1 protein-coding gene is annotated in these 2,786 nt (G+C 53.5%); it reads left to right on the top strand.

Features of this window, described 5'->3' with window-relative positions; genetic code table 11:
• Positions 1-115 precede the first annotated feature (115 nt).
• On the top strand, positions 116-2,786 hold a 2,671-nt coding region (locus KDK19_RS11465; protein WP_257292000.1), incomplete at its 3' end, for a calcium-binding protein.

Genomic DNA, 2,786 nt, shown 5'->3' with positions numbered 1-2,786 from the left:
TTTCGACAAGGCCCTGCAGAATCTGGACAAGGCCGGTTTGCCAGACGGCCAGGCAGCAAGACTGCCCGCCCCGGAGTGCGTGCTTTGCAACGGCTCCGGATCGGCCAGGACCATAATGGCCCTGATGGATCGGGTCAGCGGGCACCTGGATGACATTGAGGTCAGTGACCGCTTCAACAGGGTCAGGCAGGCTGCCGGAGACAAAGGGTTGCTGGCAGACGCCTTCCTGCTACTGGAACAGGGACGCTTTGCGGCGGTGGCCACTGAAGACCCTCTGGACACCCCGGAGTTCCGCAAAAAGCTTCTTGACCTCTTCCGGCAGACACTTCGGGAACGGCAGGGGCTGACGCCAGAGCAAGCCATTGACCGGGTGGTCACTTTGCTCAATGACTCGGGCTACAGTGCCGACGACACCCGCTATTTAAAGGGAAAGCTGCTTGGCAACCGGGAATTCATGGAACAGCTCAGGACCGGCGGGGATGGTGCTGATCCGAACGATATCAGATCAGGCAAGCCGAAGAGTAAGTGGCAAAAATTTACCAACACGCTCGGGAAAATCAGCAATAGCAAAAAATACGTGCGCTCCAGAAGGGCTTACGGCTCGGGGATGTCCGTGGCTGGCCTTGTCAGTGGTATTCAGACCCTCGAAAACCTGGAGAAATACGGAGACGCACTGTCTGATGAAACCAGGAACCTGGCCTATGCCGGGGCAGGTCTGTCGATTGGCGGCTCAGTTTACAGTGCGGCCATGACCGCCCATTGGCTGCTGAGCGGCAGCAAACGCATTGGCAAAGCCGTTACAACAGGCACCACCACTCTCAAGACCATGAAGACCACCACCAGAGCCTCAAGGGCCTCAAGGTTCGCGACCACAATGGTGCCGGGATTTGGCAATGCCATTAGCATTGCCAGTGCCGCGGTTTCGATAGCCGCATCTGAAAAGTCCGCAGAAGAAGCAAGAAAGAGTGGCAACCATGCTCAGGTCGGTTATCACAGGGTCATGATAGCCCTGAGTGCGATTTCCATTGGCCTTGATGTACTGGGTTTGGCGCTGGACTTTATCTGTCCCAAGCTGGGTATTCTCGTAGACCTGATCAGCGAGATACTCGGTTGGATTCAGACCGCCATCGCAGAATGTATGCCGCCCAACAATGCCTACCAGGAGTTCGAGGCAATACTGGCCAGCGATGGCTTCAATCAATACATTGACGACATGGCCGGGTCCTTTGAAGAAAAAGGATTTTCAAGGTTTGAGTACCACGCCGATGCCACTGAGTTTCTTGACCAGAGAAAGTTTGAGGAAAACCTGGAAGAACTGTTGATATCCCGGAAAAGATCACTGTCCGGGACCAAAAAAGGCCTTGCCTTTCTGGACTCGACCAACCGGAAACTAGCAAAGGCAGGGACAAAATTGGCAGACCATATGGTGGGCAAGAAAGGCTTCAAGATATTTTATGGTTTAGGTGGCAATGACACCCTGGTCGCTGACGAGGGGGAGCTCCATGGCGGATCAGGCCATGACCAGCTGATCCTTGAGACAGGTGAAGCATACGGGGGCAGGGACAATGATGTTATCCGGATTAAAAAGACCGGGAAAGCGTATGGAGGGCCTGGTGATGACGATATCTGGATTGGCGAGTCAGGGAAGGCCTATGGCGGTAGAGGCAACGATGTCCTGCGTCTGCCCCATGAGGGGGTCGGCTATGGCGGACCGGGCAACGACACCCTCATTAACGGCAGGCTACAGGACGGTGGCTCCGGTCATGATCTTCTCCTGGATGACCTTGGCCGTATCAAACAGGTTGGTGGTGCAGGCAATGACCGGTTTAAACCGGGTATAGGTCGGGGGATCATTATCGGGGGACCTGGCAATGACACCCTGATTATGCCAACCGAGATCAAGATTCCTAAAACTAACTTCTTTGGCGGCTTTCTGGAAACGGGTATGAAGTACTTTCACCTTCGCCAGACCGACTCCGTCGCATTATTCGAGGTTCACCTGCGAAGCGGACAATGGCGTAGCCGTTTTGCTGAATACCTGGAATACCACAATCTTAAACGCCATGCACCGGATGGCAGGGAAACGCCGGGAGGCGCTATTTTCAGTCTCTTTGGCGTACCGGATAATGGTTTTGATATCAACCCACGCCACAACTACCCTGAGAGCGATCTTTACCCAAACAAACTTTATATTGCCTCGCTGTCAGAGATAAGAGCGGACTACCAACGTAAAGAAATTCACAAAAGATTGATCTCCGAACGTGTGCTGACGGGTTATGACGAAAAGCACACGAACGTAAAACGGGTCTCTGATAAATACGGCCATCAGGAATACTTTGACGTGGGCGAAGTTTTTTTTAAACACGCCTATCACTGGGGAGGGCCCACACAAGAAGGCCATATGTATTTATCAACAGCAGGCCTTTACCTGCTATCAAACGGGGATTTGTACTATTTCAGCGAGCGTGGACTGAGGGAGCGCAGCCGAAGGGAGAAAGTCAATGAGTCCAGTGTATTTTACACAACCCTGTGTCAGCTATTGGAAACCGGGGGGACCGTTACCGGCATTGAAACGGTGGTGGGGTCAGAGCAGGGTCTGAGGGCGATCGGGACGTTTCAGCCCGACAACATTTATTTCAATAGTGGTAAAAATGAGGCCTTTACCCTGGGCGGGAACGATTTTGTCCATGCCGGCAATGGCACCGGGATTAACTGGATACACCTGGGATCCGGTGATGACCTGGCATTGTTGGGTGATGGCTTGAACGAGGTCCATGGAGGCCCTG

The sequence above is a fragment of the Endozoicomonas sp. ONNA1 genome (assembly GCF_024606325.1).
Classification (GTDB): Bacteria; Pseudomonadota; Gammaproteobacteria; order Pseudomonadales; family Endozoicomonadaceae; genus Endozoicomonas_A.
This window is presented reverse-complemented; position numbering and strand designations above follow the sequence as displayed.